At 70.3% G+C, this 15,831-nt stretch carries 12 protein-coding genes; 3 read left to right on the top strand and 9 right to left on the bottom strand.

Annotation, left to right across the window (positions count from 1 at the left end; all coding sequences use genetic code 11):
* Positions 1-79: 79 nt before the first annotated feature.
* On the top strand, positions 80-307 hold the full coding sequence (locus M3T53_RS05515) for a DUF7455 domain-containing protein (protein ID WP_272433479.1): 228 nt from the start codon (positions 80-82) through the stop codon (positions 305-307).
* Between the two features lie 75 nt (positions 308-382).
* Here the strand turns inward: M3T53_RS05515 and M3T53_RS05510 are convergent, their stop codons facing one another.
* From M3T53_RS05510 to M3T53_RS05480, 7 genes are all read right to left on the bottom strand, one after another.
* Positions 383-1,351 carry a 2-hydroxyacid dehydrogenase gene (locus tag M3T53_RS05510; protein ID WP_272433478.1) on the bottom strand — a complete coding sequence of 323 codons (969 nt, stop codon included), beginning with the start codon at positions 1,349-1,351 and terminating at the stop codon, positions 383-385.
* Positions 1,352-1,563: 212 nt separating this feature from the next.
* On the bottom strand, positions 1,564-5,112 hold the full coding sequence (smc, locus tag M3T53_RS05505) for a chromosome segregation protein SMC (RefSeq protein ID WP_272433477.1): 3,549 nt from the start codon (positions 5,110-5,112) through the stop codon (positions 1,564-1,566).
* 82 nt (positions 5,113-5,194) lie between these two features.
* Complete coding sequence (ndk, locus tag M3T53_RS05500) at positions 5,195-5,641, bottom strand: nucleoside-diphosphate kinase (RefSeq protein WP_272433476.1); 447 nt, start codon at positions 5,639-5,641, stop codon at positions 5,195-5,197.
* Between the two features lie 151 nt (positions 5,642-5,792).
* The gene (dhaM, locus tag M3T53_RS05495) at positions 5,793-6,533 is read right to left on the bottom strand and encodes a dihydroxyacetone kinase phosphoryl donor subunit DhaM (RefSeq protein ID WP_272433475.1); all 741 of its coding nucleotides are present in this window, start codon (positions 6,531-6,533) and stop codon (positions 5,793-5,795) included.
* Positions 6,530-7,165: a dihydroxyacetone kinase subunit DhaL gene (gene dhaL, locus M3T53_RS05490; protein ID WP_272433703.1), complete on the bottom strand. Its 636-nt coding sequence runs from the start codon at positions 7,163-7,165 to the stop codon at positions 6,530-6,532. Before dhaL ends, dhaM begins: the two co-directional genes overlap by 4 nt.
* Positions 7,166-7,172: 7 nt before the next feature.
* Positions 7,173-8,165 (bottom strand): dihydroxyacetone kinase subunit DhaK, encoded by a 993-nt coding sequence (gene dhaK, locus M3T53_RS05485; protein WP_272433474.1) that lies wholly within the window; start codon positions 8,163-8,165, stop codon positions 7,173-7,175.
* Positions 8,166-8,266: 101 nt separating this feature from the next.
* Entirely contained in the window at positions 8,267-9,976 is a 1,710-nt protein-coding gene (locus M3T53_RS05480; RefSeq protein WP_272433473.1) for a bifunctional folylpolyglutamate synthase/dihydrofolate synthase, read from the bottom strand.
* 344 nt (positions 9,977-10,320) lie between these two features.
* Here M3T53_RS05480 and M3T53_RS05475 point away from each other — a divergent pair, with 344 nt between their 5' ends.
* Positions 10,321-10,905, top strand: coding sequence for a helix-turn-helix transcriptional regulator (locus M3T53_RS05475; RefSeq protein WP_272433472.1), 585 nt, complete (start codon positions 10,321-10,323; stop codon positions 10,903-10,905).
* A complete protein-coding gene (locus M3T53_RS05470) occupies positions 10,902-12,170 on the top strand; it encodes a HipA domain-containing protein (protein ID WP_272433471.1) in 1,269 nt (422 codons plus the stop codon). Before M3T53_RS05475 ends, M3T53_RS05470 begins: the two co-directional genes overlap by 4 nt.
* A gap of 197 nt (positions 12,171-12,367) precedes the next feature.
* Here M3T53_RS05470 and M3T53_RS05465 read toward each other — a convergent pair whose 3' ends face one another.
* Both M3T53_RS05465 and M3T53_RS05460 read right to left on the bottom strand, forming a co-directional pair.
* A complete protein-coding gene (locus M3T53_RS05465) occupies positions 12,368-12,838 on the bottom strand; it encodes a nucleotidyltransferase domain-containing protein (protein ID WP_272433470.1) in 471 nt (156 codons plus the stop codon).
* Between the two features lie 118 nt (positions 12,839-12,956).
* Positions 12,957-15,752 (bottom strand): type III restriction-modification system endonuclease, encoded by a 2,796-nt coding sequence (locus M3T53_RS05460; protein WP_272433469.1) that lies wholly within the window; start codon positions 15,750-15,752, stop codon positions 12,957-12,959.
* Positions 15,753-15,831 lie beyond the last annotated feature (79 nt).

Below are 15,831 nucleotides of genomic sequence, written 5' to 3'. Positions count from 1 at the left end.
GGCGGGGGCGGATTGCGCCGCGGGTGAACATCGGCGGTCGCGCCGTGCGCGGGAGCCGTCAATGGTGTGTGATGAGGGTATGAACGCACTGACCCTGGAACGTCCGACGACCGCCGAACCGGTCCTGACCGCCGCCGATCGCTGCGATCAGTGCGGCGCGCGAGCGTGGGTGCGCGTGACCCTCGCGTCCGGGGGCCGGCTCTTCTTCTGCGCCCACCATGCGAATCGTCATCTCGAGGCGATGGTCGGCTCGGCCCTCGACGTCCTCGACGAGCGGCATCTGCTCATCGCCGACGAGGTCGGCTGACCTCGTCCTCCGGCAATCCGAGGGGGCGGGACCGCATGGTCCCGCCCCCTCGCGCATATCGGGAGGTCGCGGGCGTCAGCGCACGGGCGTCAGCGCCTCTTGGCCGCGCAGGACGGCGATGACGTTGTCGACGGCGAGGTCCCCCATCCGGTCGCGGGTCGCCTCGCCGGCGGATGCCGTGTGCGGGGTGCACACGATCTGCGGGCGGGCCTTGAGCCCGGGGTTGATCGTCGGCTCCCCCTCGAAGGTGTCGATGCCGGCCCCGCGCAGATGGCCGGAGTCGATGGCGTCGATGAGCGCCTGCTCGTCGACGACCCCGCCGCGCGCGCAGTTGATGAGGTACGCGCCCTTCTTCATCTTCGCAATGGTCTCGGCGTTCATCAGATGGCGGGTCGATTCCAGGAGGGGGACGTGGAGGGAGACGACGTCGGACTGGGCGAGCAGGTCGTCCTGGGAGACGATCTCGACGCCCTCGACGACGTCGCCGACCGCGCGGGTCGCGTCGGCGGCGACGACCTTCATGTCGAAGGCCGCGGCGCGGGCGGCGACAGCCTGGCCGATGCGCCCGAAGCCGATGATCCCCAGGGTCGCCCCGGCCGACACGTCGAGCCCGACGAACATCCTCGGGCCCCAGATCCATTCGGTCCCCTCGTTGACGAACGCGTCGGCCTCGACGATCCTGCGGCACACGGCGAGGATCAGGGCGAAGGTGTGGTCGGCGGTCGCCCCGTCGAGGACGCCGGGGGTGTTGGTGACGACGACGCCGTGGCGGGCGGCGGCCTCGACGTCGATGTTGTCGTAGCCGACGGCGACGTTGGCGACGACTTTGAGCCGGGGACCGGCGGCCTGGAAGAACTCCTCGTCGATCCTCTCGGTCAGGGTGACGATCGCCGCGTCCTTGCCGGCGACGCGGGTCAGGAGCTCCTCGCGGCTCGGCGGTTCGATCCGCCCGACGTCGAAGACGACGTCGTCGATGGAGGCGAGGCGCTCCTGGACGTTGTCGGTCAGGAGGCGCGCGATGTAGACGTTCAGGGTCTGGGGCATCTTCCCTGGGTTCCGTTCTCGGTTGATGGGGCGGGGCGTGGGGCGGGTCGGCGGGCAGGGTGGTCGTCGACGGCCTCCGTGCGAGTCGAGCTCGAACCCGTGTCGATCAACTATCGATCAACATTGTTAACAATTATATCGCGGGCAGGATCGTCCCGGAAGCGTCCCGTCCGCCCTCGCCGATCCGACCGGCACCGGACCGCGCCCGGGCCTCACGCGTCGAGGCGCTGGGAGACCACCGTCGTCACCCCCGCGCGCATCGTCACCCCGTACAGCGCGTCCGCGATCTCCATCGTCCGCTTCTGATGGGTGATGACGATGAGCTGAGACTCCTCCTGGAGCTCCTGGAAGATCGCCAGCAGCCTCCCCAAGTTGATGTCGTCGAGAGCGGCCTCCACCTCGTCCATGACGTAGAACGGCGAGGGCCGGGCCTTGAAGATCGCCACGAGGAACGCGATCGCCGCCAACGAGCGCTCGCCTCCCGACAGCAGCGACAGCCTCTTGACCTTCTTGCCCGCGGGTCGGGCCTCGATCTCGATGCCCGTCGTCAGCATCGAGTCCGGGTCCGTGAGGACGAGGTCGCCCTGCCCGCCGGGGAAGAGGACCTCGAAGGTGTGGGCGAACTGCTCTCGGGTGTCGCGGAACGCCGAGGCGAAGGCCTCCTCGACGAGCCGGTCGACGTCCTCGACGATCCTCAGGAGGTCGGCCTTCGACTTCTTCAGGTCGCCGACCTGCGAGACGAGGAACTCGTGGCGCTTGGCCAACGCCGCGTGCTCCTCCAGGGCCAGGGGGTTGACGCGGCCGAGGCGCTCGAGGTCCCTCATCGCAGCCTCGAGGGCCCTCTCCTGCTCGGCGCGGACGTAGGCGACCGGGTCCGGCGCCTCATCGGGGTCGGCGTCGGGGTCGTTGGGCAGGACGGGGACGAGCAGGTGCGGGCCGTACTCCTCGACAAGGGCGTCGGCCTCCATCGACAGGTCGTCGAGGCTGCGCTGGCGCAGCTGGTCGAGTCGCATCTGCGTCTGCGCGCGGGCGATCTCATCGCGGTGAGACGCGGAGGTGAGCTCTGCGAGCTCGACGTTCATCGCGTCGATCGAGCGGCGCGCGTCAGCGATCGCCGTCGAGGCCCTGGCCCGCTCCTCCTGGGCGGACCGGCGCTCCGCCTCGGCGTCGGCCAGGGCCCGGGAGGCCGCGTCGAGGGCGAGGCCGGCGCCGGCCGCGACCTCTTCGGCGACGGCCAGCTCGGCTCGGCGCCGGGCCTCGCGCCGGGCCCGTTGGCGGCGCTCCTCGCGCTCCCGGGCCGCCGCCTGGCGCAGGGAGCGGGCGCGCCCCTGAACCTGACGGGACTGCTCCTCGAGGGCCCGCAGGGCCAGGCGCATCGAGGTCTCCTCCTCGCGTGCGGCGCGCGCGGCCGCGGAGGCCCGGCGCGCGGCCGTCTCCGCGGCGTCGAGGTCCTCGCCGGCGTCGAGCCCGTCGGCGGCGTCGAGCCGGGCGCGCGCGTCGTCGACCTGGGCCCGCGTCCACTCGACCTGCTCGGCGGCGCGGGCGGCGATCGCCTCGGCGCGCTCGGCCTCGCCCTGGGCGGCGGCGGCCGCGGAGTGCGCGCGAGCGGACTCCTGGGCGGCTCGGGCGCGTTGGGCGTCCTCGTCGCGCAGGGCCCGCAGCGCCTCGTTGGCGGCCCTGATCGCGGCGTCGAGGGCGGCGCTGGCCTCCTCCAGGTCGGCCTCGACGGCGCGCTGACGGTCCGCGGCCCCGTCGGCGCCGTCGCGGGCCTCGTCGTAGCGGGCCCGCAGGGTCAGGATCGACGCCGCCTCGACGCCGGAGCCGGTGATGCGCCCCCGGCGCAGCACATCCCCCCGGCGGGTGACGATCGCCGTGACGTCGTCGCGGTCCGCGAGCCCCGCGGCCCCGTCGAGGTCGTCGACGACGACGGCCCCGTCGAGGAGGTCGGCGAGGGCGGCGTCGAGGCGCGGGTCGAGCTCGACGGCGTCCCGCGCCCACACGGCCGCCCCGGGCAGACCCCTTCGTCGCGCGCCGTCGGATCCCGTCCCGGGGCGGTCCGACGGGGAGGCGACGACCATGCGGATCATCCCCGAGCCGCGCTTCCGCGCGTGCGCGAGGTTCGCTCGGGCCGCCGCATCGGATTCGACGGCGACCGCATCCGAGAAGGGCGCGATGAGCGCGGCGATCGCGTCCTCGAACCCGGTCTGGGCCCGCAGGAGGGCCGCGACCTGGTCGATGGCGCCGGGACCGCCGAGCAGGTCGGCGGTCGCGTCCTCCGGGGCGAGCGATTGGGCGAGGGTGTCGCGCCGGGCCTCCCAGTGGGAGCGGTCGGCGCGGGCGGCGCGCTCGGCGCCCAGGAGTTCGTCGACGCGCGCCCGGGCGGCGTCCCTGGCGGCGGTGGCGGCCGCGTGGGCCGCGGCCGCGCTGCCCTCATCGGCGCCCTCGTCGTCGGGCGCGGCCGTCGCGTCGGCCTGCGCCTGGGCGGACGCGGCGCGGGCGCGAGCCTCGGCGGCGGCCCCGCCGGCCCGCTCGGCCTCGGCGACGGCGGCCTCGTGGCGGGACACCGCGGAGGACACGTCTCCGGTCAGGCGCGCGATCTGCTCGCGTCGGTCGGCGATGTCGCGGTTGACGCGGGCGAGGTCGGCGTTCGCGGCGGCGTCGGCCTCCTCGAGGCGCTCGCGCGCGCGGGTCTGCTCGGCCAGGGCGGTGCGCGCCGCCTCGACCTCCTCGGCGAGGCGGACGTCCTCGTCGGAGGACTCCTGGGCTCGCCGGTCGAGCTCCTCCGGGTCCTCGCCCTCCGATTCGGGTTCGGGGCGCGAGCGCAGGGCGATCCTCTCCTCGGCGGCCATCCTCGTGCCCTTGAGGCGCTCGTGGAGGGTCGTCAGTTCCTGCCAGGCGCGCATCGCCTCGTCGGCGCGGGGCGATGCGGCGGCCTCGGCGGCCTCGATCCGGGCGAGGTCGGCGCGGGCGGCGGCGATCCTTTCTTCGAGGGCGGCGCGGCGCTCGGCGAGGGCCCGGTCGTCGGCGGTCTGGGAGGCGAGCTGCTCGCCGGTGGTCACGAGGTCGTCGGCGAGGAGGCGGGCGCGGGCGTCGCGCACGCGCGCCTGGATCAGCGAGGCGCGCCGGGCGGTCTTCGCCTGGCGGGCGAGGGGGCCGAGTTGTCGGCGGATCTCCTCGGTGAGGTCGAGAACGCGGACGAGGTTGGCGTCCATGTCGGCGAGCTTGCGCAGGGCCCGTTCCTTGCGCCGCCGGTGCTTGAGGACGCCGGCGGCCTCCTCGATGAAGCCCCGGCGCTCCTCGGGGGTGGACGAGAGGATCGCGTCGAGCTGGCCCTGCCCGACGATGACGTGCATCTGGCGGCCCATGCCGGTGTCCGACAGGAGCTCCTGGACGTCGAGGAGGCGCGCGGGCGCCCCGTTGATCCGGTACTCCGAGCCGCCCCCGCGGAAGAGGGTCCGACTGATCGTCACCTCGGAGTAGTCGATGTCGAGGACCCCGTCGGAGTTGTCGATCGTCAAGTCCACCTGGGCGCGGCCCAGGGGCGCCCGGCCGCTCGTCCCGGCGAAGATCACGTCGGCCATCTGGCCGCCGCGCAGGGTCTTCGCGCCCTGCTCCCCCATGACCCAGGCGAGGGCGTCGACGACGTTCGACTTGCCCGACCCGTTGGGGCCGACGACGCAGGTGATCCCCGGCTCCAGGCGGAGGGTCGTCGCGCCGGCGAAGGATTTGAATCCTCGCAGCGTCAGGGTCTTGAGGTGCACGGGCCCAGGATACGGCTTGGGCGCGGCGAAAACCCGCCGCCGGGGCCCCGAGGGCTCGGCGACGGGCCGTCGTCGAGCCGGGTCAGTCGGCCTCGGGGAACCACAGGGCGATCTCGCGCCGCGCGGATTCGACCGAATCGGAGCCGTGGATGAGGTTCTCCATGTGCGGGGTGTCCCACGCGCGCCCGAGGTCGCCGCGGATCGTGCCGGCAGGCGCGAGCGTCGGGTCGGTCGACCCCATGAGGACGCGCATCCCCTCGACGACGCGCTCGCCCTCGACGAGGGCGGCGACCAGCGGACCGGATCCCATGAAGGAGACGAGCCCCTCGTAGAACGGGCGCCCCCGGTGCTCGGCGTAGTGCTGCTCGAGGGTCTCGCGCGGGGCCACTTCGAGCCGGAGCCCCTTGAGCACGTAGCCCTTGGCCTCGATGCGGCGCAGGATCTCGCCAGTGAGGCCGCGGGCGACCCCGTCCGGCTTGACGAGGATCAGGGTGCGCTCCGGAGCGTCATCTGGCAGGTGCTGGGGCATGCGGGTCGTCCTCTCTGAAGATCCATCGATGGGTGAGGATCATTAGGATAAACGTCCCGGGCCCCGATCCGGCCCCAGCCGCGCTTTTGAGACGCGCGTAACAATTCGCGGTGGGGAATCGGTTCCTCCCGATCCGACGCCGAGCGGCCCGTCAGGGGGTCCGCCCCTCGAGCATGTCGACGAGAGCCGCGACCGCCTCCGACGCCTCGTTGCCCGTGGCGACGACCGACACGGTGCGCCCCTGGGGGACGCCGAGCGCCATGATCTCCAGCACCGACGCGGCGTCCGCCCCATCGACGGTGATCTGGGCGTCGAAGGTCCCCGCGAGCCTGGCCAGGAGGGCGGCCGGGCGGGCGTGCAGCCCCACCGGGTCGGCGACCACCGCGTCGGCGCGCACCTGCCCGTCGGGCGACGACGGCCGGGTCGCCTCCTCCTGAGCCGGGTCCTGGGGATCGGCCGCGCCGTCGGGGCCGTCGGCCCCCTCGCCGTCGATCCTCGACATCCAGGCGCTCGTCGCGGCCGCGGCGACCGCCTTCAACGGGTCGCCGAGCTGAGCGCGCACGGCGGCGGCGATGGTCCCCTCGACGATGGGCGCATCGACGAGGGCGATCCGCCCGGCCTCGTCGTGGATCTCGACGACGGCATCGGCCGTCATCGTCGCCGACCCCAGGTCGGTGGACACGACGACGCCGCAGCCCGGACCGTCGTCGACCGCTGCGAGCGCGCGGTCGACGGCCGACTCGATCCTGTCGTAGGACGTGCCCAGCCCGCCGTCGTCGGTGCCGCCGGCGGCCTCGAAATGGACGTCCGGGGCCATTTGGGCGGCCAACTCGGCGAGCCCTCGGGCCAGCGGCTCGGAGTGGGAGACGATGACGAACGCGACCTTGATCATCGGTGCTCCTCCGCGGCCCGCGCGGCCTGGACGAGGATCATCGCCGAGGACGCCGATCCCGGGTCGAGGTGCCCGATCGAGCGCTCCCCCAGGTAGGAGGCCCGCCCCTTCGTCGCCTTCATCGGCTCGGTCGCCCGAGCGCCCTCCTCGGCGGCGTCGGCCGCGGCCCGCAGGACCGCGGGCCCGTCCAACCCGGCGTCCGCGGCGGCCCGGGCCGCGTCCGCGGCCGGGCCCCACGCGTCGACCATCGTCTTCTCCCCGCGCTCGGCCTTGCCCCGGGCCTGGATGCCCTCGAGGGCGGCGGCGATGAGGTCGGCGACGCCGGCGCCCGTCAGGGGCTCGACGGCGCAGGATTTCGCCGCCCGCAGGAACGCCGTCCCGTAGAGGGGGCCGGCGGCCCCGCCGACGGTCGACATCAGGGTCTTCGCAACGACTGTGAGGACGCCCTGGACACTCGACGGGGGGTCCGCCTCGAGGACGGCGCCGACCCGGCAGAAGCCCCGATCGAGGTTCTCCCCGTGATCGCCGTCGCCGATCCGGCGATCGAGGTCGATGAGGTAGTCGCGTTGCGCGGCGACCTCCTGACGGGCCGCCATCATCCAGCGGATGGCCCAATCGGCGTCCAGAATCATCATGTCCTCACTTCCAGGCCGGCGTGGTCGCCGGCGCGTCGAACAGGTCGAGCAGCTCGTCGTCGACGCGCAGGAGCGTCACCGACACGCCGGGCATCTCCAGGGAGGTGACGTAGTCGCCGACGAGGCAGCGGGCGATCTCGACGCCGTCGGCCTCGAGGAGCCGTGCGAGCGCCCGGTGGCAGATGTACAGCTCGGAGGAGGGGGTGCCGCCCATGCCGTTGACGAGGGTGACGACCCTGTCGCCGGACGTCAGGCCCAGGTCGTCGCGGACTCTGGCGTAGAGCTCGGCGATGAGCGCATCGGCGGACTCCATGGCGCCCCTGCGGTAGCCGGGCTCCCCGTGGATGCCGATGCCCAGTTCGATCTCGTCGTCGTCCAGGTCGAAGGAGGGGGCGCCCGCGTGGGGGACGGTGCAGGGGCCCAGGGCCAGGCCCATCGAGCGCATGGAGTCGTTGACGCGCGCGGCCACGGCGGTCACCGCGTCGAGGTCGTCCCCGCGTTCGGCGGCGGCCCCGGCGATCTTCTCGACGAGGACGGTGCCAGCGACGCCTCGGCGCCCCGCCGTGTACAGGGAGTCCTCGACGGCGACATCGTCGTTGACGACGACCGTGCGCACCTCGATGTCGTCCATCTCGGCCATCTCGGCGGCGGTCTCGAAGTTGAGGACGTCGCCCGTGTAGTTCTTGACGATGTGGAGGACGCCGGCCCCGTGGTCGGCGGCCCTGGTGGCCTCGAGGATCGGGTCGGGGGTGGGGGAGGTGAAGACGGCGCCGGGGACGGCGGCGTCGAGCATGCCCTCGCCGACGAATCCCGCGTGGAGGGGCTCGTGACCGGAGCCGCCGCCGGAGACGATGCCGACCTTCCCGTCGGCCTTGGGCGTGGCGCGGACGACGTAGTCGGGGTCGAGGCGGACGTCGACGAGATCGGCGTGGGCCAGGGCGAAGCCCTCGAGGGTTTCCTTGACGACGTCGTGGACGTCGTTGACCAGCTTCTTCATGATGCCTCCTTGCAACGATCAAGTGGTCGATCACCGTCCATCGTGCCATCTCGCGGGCCGATGGTCATGGGGACGGCACGAATGACCGCTCGGCGGTCCTCTCAGGGGCGTTTGCCCGCCAGGGCGAGCATCTGCCCGGCGAGGGCCACTGAGCCGAAGACGACGACGCCGGAGCGGTCGGAGGGGTCGGTGGAGGCCTCGGCGAGCTCGGCCGCCCGGTCGACGGCGTCTGCGAGGCCCTCGCGCACGTCGACCCGGTCGGGGCCGAAGACGTCCTCGGCGACGGCCCGCAGATCGTCGACGTCGGCGGCCCGCTCCCCCGGCATCTGGGTGACGACGAGGTGGTCGAGGAAGGGCTCGACCTCGGCGAGCACCCCTTCGGCGTCCTTGTCTCCCATGGCGGAGTAGACGCCGACGGCGTGGGCGAATCCGAAGGACTCGTCGAGGGCGCCGCGCAGGGTCCGCGCGCCGGCGGGGTTGTGGGCGGCGTCGACGAGGATCGTCGGGGAGGTGCGCACGACGTGGAGGCGCCCGGGCGAGGTCGCGGTCATCATCGCCTGCTCGACGATCCTCGGGTCGAGGGCGCGCCCGCCCATGAACGCCTCGACGGCGACGAGGGCGGCGGCGGCGTTGCGGGCCTGATGCTCGCCGAAGAGGGGGATGAAGACGTCCTCGTAGACGGCGGCGGGGGTGCGGATCGACACGAGTTGGCCGCCGACGCCGATCTGGCGGTCGAGGACCTCGTAGTCGCGGCCTTCGAGGCGGACGATCGCGTCGCATCGGCGGGCGCGCTCGAGGAGGACGTCGAGGGCCTCGTCGGGCTGCTCGGCGATGACGGTGATCTGGCCGGGGGCGATGATCCCGGCTTTCTCGCGGGCGATGTCGGCGATGGTGGGGCCCAGCCAGGCGGTGTGATCGAGGCCGATGGGGGTGATGACGCCGACTCCGGCGTCGAGCACGTTGGTGGCGTCCCATTGCCCGCCCATGCCGACTTCGACGACGGCGGCGTCGACGGGGTAGTCGGCGAAGGCCGCGTAGGCCATGACGGTGAAGACCTCGAAGAAGGACAGGCGGGGCCCTCCGTCGGCCGTCGACGCGTCGTCCGCCATGGAGATGTAGGGGGCGACGTCCTCCCAGGCGGCGATGAATCCTTCGCGGCTGATGGGCTCGCCCTCGAGGCTGATCCGTTCGCGCACGTCGAGGAGGTGTGGGGAGGTGAAGCGCCCGACGCGCATGCCGAAGGCGGTGAGGAGGGCGTCGGCCATGCGGGCGGTGGAGGTTTTGCCGTTGGTGCCGGTGATGTGGATGGCGGGGTAGGCGGTGTGCGGGTCGCCGAGGATGTCGAGGGCGGTGCGGACGCGGTCGAGGGAGGGCTGGACCCTGTGCTCGGGGGCGCGGTCGATGATCGACTGGTAGATCTCGTCGACTCGGGCGTCGAGGGCGACGGCGGCCTGGGCGGCGTCGAGGGCCCGGTCGTGGGCGGAGGGGCCGGTGGGCTCCTCCCCCGTCGTCGCGTCGTCCTCGTCCCAGTCGTCGTCGGCGTCGCCGTCGATCTCGGCGAGGATCGACGGGTCGGGGCCGACGAGGAGGGAGTGCTCGACGAGGGCCCGAAGGGCGGCGGCGCGCTCGGCCTCGGGGTCGGGGCCGTCGTCGGGCGCGTCGGAGTCGGGGGCGTCGTCGGGCTCGTCTGCGGCGTCGAGGTACGGGAGGAGGTCGGCGGGGATGCCGCCCGGCTCCGCGGGGGGAACGCGGTCGCCGTGGCCGTGGGCGTCCTCGTCGTCGCCGAAGAATGCGGGGTGCTCGTTCGCCATCTCGTCCTCCATCGCTTCGGGACCCGGCCGCCGCGAAGGCGTCTTGGGGTCGGGCGCCGCGAGCCCTCGGCGAGGGCTCGCGCTCGAACGTTCCGGGGTAGCCCTCCGTTCGGCGCGGGCGCGGTTGACGATTCTATCCCGCCCGTCCGCGCGCTGCTCTCCCCTCTTCACGCGAGGTGATGACTCCACCGTCCGCGAAGTGATTGTCGAGGACGGTCGCGTGCTCCCCCCCTGACGCGTAGTCGTCACCCGAGCGGAGCGGGCAAGAGATGTGACAGTACGTCAACACGACATGAATGCGCATGAACGTACACATACGTTGAATGTGGACGTATCATCACACCATGCGATCACGACGACTCAGCGGCACGCAGGGCATCGGCGCTGCGATTCGCGAGGAGCGCCTCGAGCGGGGACTCACCCAAGCCGAATTGGCGTCCATGGCACGCGTGTCGCGTGAATGGCTCTCCGGGGTCGAGCGCGGTGAACGCGCCGGCGCCGAGCTGTCGAAGGTCCTGCGGGTCCTCAGCGCTCTCGAGCTGGAGATCATCCTTCGATCGTCCTCGGAGGGCGACGACACGAGCGGCCCGTATCCGGCCGGCACCCCGACGTCGGCGCCCGCGAAGACCGTGGCCCCCGTCCTCACGACCCTCGAGGCGACGCGCAGGGCCCTCGCGGAGGCCAGGACTCGGGGCGCGGATTCCACTCGATTCGCACGGTCGACCGCGCCCCTCCAGACCGACAGTCTGCGGGAAGCGATCGGACGAGCAGGCGGAAGCGCGGACGACGCCCAGCGAACGAGCGAGAGTTCTCTTCCGCCGACGCAGGAGCTTTCGAGGGCGATCAACGCGGCGCTCCGCTCGTTCTCGACACGGACCGCGACGGCCGAGGACGCGCTTGCCGACGAGAATACGGGTCGCCGCCGATGAAGCGCCTCCTCATGGTGATGAACGGCCGCACGATCGGGCACCTCGATCAAGACGACCGCGGGAAGACGACTCTCACCGCTCCCCCGATGGAGGGCGTTCCGCGTCTATCGTTGGCCTTCGAGCCCTCGACGCGCCCGATCCCGCCCCGCCTCACACGGGCCTATATCGAAGGACTCCTGCCGGAGAACTCCGAGGTCCGTTCCGCCACCGCGCGCCGGACGGGGGCGAATGCGAACAACCCCTTCTCCCTCTTGGAGAAGATCGGCATGGACTGCCCCGGCGCCGTCCAATTCATCCCAGAAGATCCGGCGGGCCGAAACGAGGACGATGCCCTCGTCCCCATCGACGAGGAACGGATCGCCGCCCGCTTACGAGAGAGCGTTTCAAGCCCGGCGAGTCCCTGGATCGCCGAGGGCGAGCACTGGTCCCTTGGAGGCCAGCAGAGCAAGTTCGCGTTGCGCCTGGAGAACGACCGATGGTTCGAGGCGCGCGGTTCCCAGGCGACAACGCACATCTTCAAGCCGGGAATCCCAGGTTTGAACGATCACGCCCTCCTGGAGCATCTCACCATGCGAGCACTCCTCCTCGCGGGGCGCGTACTGGGTCCGACGATGCCCTTCCCGTTGATCGCCGAGTCGGCTTTCAAGCTCTTCGACAACATCCCCACGATCGTTGTGACCCGCTACGACCGCTACCGAGATCACGCAGGGACTCTCTACAGGCTCCACCAGGAGGATTTCTGCCAATCGACCTCGACCCTTCCCGACCGCAAGTACGAGGTCACGCCCACCCGAATCGTCTCCGCTCTCCGCAGGACAGGCACCGCGGAGGAGCAGATCGACCTCTTCGCCAGAGGCGTCCTTCTCAATTGGATCGTCGCCGCTCCCGACGGGCATGCGAAGAATTTCTCCGCGATCCTCACCGATGGATCCGCGGTGTTCGCACACATGTACGACGTCGCGACCGGCCTGGGTCAGTCGATCCCCTACGAGAAGCTCGCGATGGGGATCGGCGGCAAGAAAGCGATGTCGCAGGTACGCCGCGACCATGTTCTGCGATTCGCGGAGGCGCTCGATGTCGACGGGGATTCGCTCCTGGATTTCGTCGCCGCTTGTGCGCTTGTCGTCCCGGAGGCCTTCGCGATCGCCGTCGAAGAGCTCTCGGACACCGCGCCTGCGGAGTCCCTTTCGCGGATCCGCGATGTCGAGGAGCTATTGCGCTCCCACTGCGAGGGGATCTCGAGGCGCCTGGCGACGACGCGATGACCCGACCGCTCGCGCGATGCTCGCCGAGGGCGCAGCGGTCTTTCGCCCAAGCGGGACGGCGATGTCCTTATTCGGATCCGGCACGCCATTCCCTTCGATCGCCATTTCATCGAGTCCGGAATCCGCATAGGCCACGGCCTTGGCGAAGCGGAAGAGCGCTTCGGCGACGAGTTGCTCGGGCGCCCTGCGTTCCCTACTCATAGCGGCACGGCCTCTTCGAGGATCCGCCGCTTCGCCCAGGGAGCGAGGTCTGATTCCGCGATGATCTCGACAGGGGTGCCGATGGCCTTCGAGAGCTCCTCTTGCGCGCGGGCGAGGGCGAGCATCGACACCGCGGATCCGGCCGAATAGAGGATGTCGACGTCCGAATCGGAATCGTCGCGTCCGGTTGCGACCGAGCCGAAGATGCGGGGGTCGCTTCCTCCCAGGCTCGCGACCGTCGATTCGATACGCCCGCGATGCCGAGCGACTCGTTTGCCGAGGGGGGTCATGCCGTGAAAGCGCAGGAGCCTGTGGATCTCCGGTTGACTGCGCCCTGTCGCGGTCGCGATCTGCTCCTGGGTGAGGCCCTGACGCCTGCTGCGGCGAATGGCGGCGACGAGCTCGGCTCGCGCGTCCACGACGGCGCGGTCGCAGCGCTCGGCGATCTCGCTCAGGGTCTCCTCCACACTCCGAATATAGCACATGCTATAATCTTGAGAACGGTCCGTCGACGATCGCGAGCAACAGGATCAGAAGAGCGGTGCAAGCGGATCGTCCCACGCGCGCCCCGATGCTCCCTCGGTGTCAGCCGACGACGAGCCTGAGGAGTTCGTCGTAGTCGGTGACGACGTCGTAGACGACCTCTCCCCCGTTCTTGCGACTCACGGCTTCGAAGAAGCGCCGAGCGCATTCGATCTTCGCCTGCTCGGCGCCCTTGAGATGGAGGGTCGACAAGGAGCCCTTCGTCTCGGCGACGAAGTAGACGTGCTTGACGCTGCCCTCGGTGAAGGCGATCGCCCAGTCGGGGGTGTAGTCGCCGACGGGCGTCGGGATGACGAAGCCCCTGGGCAGTTTCGCGTACACCGCGACTTCGGCGCTCCTATCGAGCGCCTGGACGAACCGCCTCTCGACGGCCGAGTCGGTGACGACGTAGTCGTAGATGTGCTTCTCGAGCTTCTCCCCGACCTTCGTGAAGTCCTCCTTGCTCTGGTTCTCAGTGAAGATCGAGGATTCGAAGGTCTCGTCGAGGGCGTCGTAGGCGAGGTGCTCGACGATCGTCGTCGCCTTCTGCTCGTTGATGAGTTTTGCCGCGTCGGTGATGAACTGCTCGGGGTTGCGCTTGAAGTGCGCGAAGACCTCGGGGCGGATCCGGGTGAGGATCTCGGCGCAGGTCCGGCGGGTGAGGCGCGTCTTCTCAGCGATCTCGCCGAGCAGGTCGTAGCGGACGGAGGAGGAGGCGCTGACGGTCTCCTGCCGCGTGCGCGTGCGGGAGGCGGTGAAGCCGGTCCTCTTGGCGAGGTCGTCGGCGTCGAGTTCGTCGCGCTGGACGCCCGATTCGACGAGGTAGCGCAGGGGGTCGACGCGCAGGTGCTTGTCGAGGTGCGCGACGGCTTTGGCGATGAGTTCGTCGGAGTCGAATTCGACCTGGTAGACGGCGCGGTGGTTGATGCGCTTCCAGAGGGCTTGGAATTCCTTGCGCGCGAAGTTGCGTTCGTTGAGCGGGATCGCCTTGGGCTTGCGCCCATCGACGGGCAGGGGGATGTCGGCGATGAGGGAGTCGACGAGGGCGGCGACCTGGTAGTGGTAGGGCGCGAGTTCGGCAGGCAGCTCGGGAATCTCCTCGAGGTCGGCGCGGGCGCGCCACGTGTCGGTGATCTCGTCGTCGTAGTCGATGAAGTCGTTCTGCACGAGCCAGTGATGGAGGCGCTTCGCCTCGTCGAGGGTGATCGTGTGCTCTTCGCCGGTTTCGGCGTTCTCGACGGTCTTGCCCTCGAAGTAGGCGGCTTCCGCCTTGCGGGGCCTGGCGGAAAGCGTCTCCGCGATCTCCTTCTGAAGTCCGTCGACGAAGTCCGTGTAGGACTCGTCGGTGACGACGGTGAGCTCGTTGATCTCGTGGACTCGGTCGCCGACTTGCGCGGAGTCCTGCCTCTCGCCGTTCTGGTCGACGGCGAGGCGCAGGCCGCGTCCGATCTCCTGGCGCCTGGAGACGGTGTTGTCGGATTTCTTCAGCATGCCCATGACGAAGACGTTGGGGTTGTCCCATCCTTCGCGCAGGGCCGAGTGGGAGAAGATGAACCGGACGGGCTCCTCGAAGGAGAGCAGGCGCTCCTTGTCCTTGAGGATGAGGTCGTAGGCGCTCTGGTCGCTGGATTGTCCCTTGTCGTCGCCGCGGCCGGAGATCTTCCCGTCGACGAGGCGCCCTTTCTTGTCGATGGAGAAGTACCCCTGGTGGACCGCGCGAACCTCGTCGCGCTCGAGGTATTTCCTGTAGTTCACGGCGTCGTCGTCGAGGTCGAGTTCGCCGAGGATCTCCTCGCGGGCGGCCGTGTACTCCTCTTCGAAGATCCGCGCGTAGTCGCCGAGGGTGTCCTCGCGCGAGTAGTCGCGGTACTTGACGACTTCGTCGATGAAGAAGAGCGACAGGGTCTTGATTCCGCGGTTGAAGAGTCGGCGTTCCTTGTCGAGGTGCGCGCGGACGACTTCGCGGATCTGGATGCGCCGTTTCGTCTCCTCGGTGGCGTCGCGGTCGGCGAGTTGGCCGGCGATGAGGACGTCTCCGTTGGACAGTTCGACGAGGTCGCGGACGGCGTCGATGTCGGTGACGACAAGGCCCCGATACGCTTCGAGGCCGTTCGAGAGGTCGTGGAGGTTCGTCCCCTTGTCGATCCTCTTGACCCGGCGCTTGATCCCGCTGCCGGTCTGCACTTCGAGTTCGATGCGGGCCCGGGGAGATGAGCCCTTCTTCACCTCGATCTCTTCGAGGTAGAGGTAGGCGGTGGTGCCGGCGAGGCCCTTGACGGTGATGCCGCGGACGGCGATCCTCTTGACGAGCTTCTGGTTGTAGGCGTCGACGGCGTCGAGTCGGTGGACTTTCACATGCTCGATCTTGTGGGTGGCCGAGTAGCGCAGGACCATGAGGGCGTTGAACTCTGCGAGCGACTCAAGCGACTTCTTGGCGCTCATCTTCTGAGGCTCGTCGATGATGAGGATCGGCCGGTTCGCCTTGATGACGTCGATGGGCCTGCGGGAGGCGAACTCGTCGAGGACGTCGTAGATCCGCCGGTTGTCCTTGCCCGTCGAGTTGAAGGCCTGGATGTTGATGATCATCACCTGGATGCCCGCGTCGGCGGAAAAGTGCTCGACGTCGTGCAGGCGCTTGGAGTCGTAGACGAAGACGCGGGGCTTCGTGCCGTAGAGCTGCTGGAAGTGCTCGGCGGTGATGTCGAAGGTCTTCTTCACGCCTTCGCGGATCGCGATGGAGGGGACGACGACGATGTACTTCGACCATCCGTAGCGGCGGTGGAGTTCCATGATCGTCTTGATGTAGACATAAGTCTTGCCCGTCCCGGTCTCCATCTCGATGTCGAGGTTCGGCACCACGGGCGCGCCCGGCTTCGATGGAGCGAGCGACTTTGTCGGAGCGAGATGTAGATGCCTCTGGACGCTTTGGATGTTCGCA

The organism is Actinomyces sp. B33, from assembly GCF_028437565.1.
In the GTDB taxonomy this organism is placed as follows: Bacteria; Actinomycetota; Actinomycetes; order Actinomycetales; family Actinomycetaceae; genus Pauljensenia.
The sequence above is the reverse complement of the archived record's forward strand: the minus strand, read 5'-3'. Positions and strand labels throughout refer to the sequence as shown.